The sequence below is a fragment of the Paraburkholderia sp. J94 genome (genome assembly GCF_905220285.1).
Classification (GTDB): Bacteria; Pseudomonadota; Gammaproteobacteria; order Burkholderiales; family Burkholderiaceae; genus Paraburkholderia; species Paraburkholderia tropica_A.
This window is the reverse complement of record NZ_CAJMZH010000064.1, coordinates 1-384: the sequence shown is the minus strand read 5'-3', so window position 1 is coordinate 384 and position 384 is coordinate 1. Positions and strand designations below refer to the sequence as shown.

The 384-nt window shown below is 70.3% G+C and carries 1 protein-coding gene; it reads left to right on the top strand.

Annotated elements, in window-relative coordinates; genetic code table 11:
- Positions 1 to 384: TolC family protein (locus tag U4Y88_RS37660; RefSeq protein ID WP_321790149.1), on the top strand; the 384-nt coding region annotated here is incomplete at both ends.

The window sequence follows — 384 nt, the reverse complement described above, 5'->3', positions numbered from 1 at the left end:
TTCGGCCGACAAGCAACTGGTCGACGCACAGCACGCGCTCGATGCGTCGACGAAGGCGTACCAGCTCGCCGTGATCCGCTACAAGGCGGGCCTTTCCGAGCAGTTGCAGGTGCTCAACGCCGACCAGAACCGCCTCGCCGCCGAGCAGACCGTGACGAACCTGAAGTCGCAGCGCGCCGACGAACAGATGGCGCTGATCAAGGCGCTGGGCGGCGGCTTCGACGCGCAGAACGCGGGGCTCGTGCCGCCGGCGCAGGTCGGCAGCGAAGCGAGGGGCACGAACAGCGGCCAGAGCGACGTGAACGGCAGCCCGTGGCGCGATGCGCCCTGGAGCGCGCCGGCATCGTCGGCTTCGTCGGCTTCGGCCACGTCGGCGCACGCGAG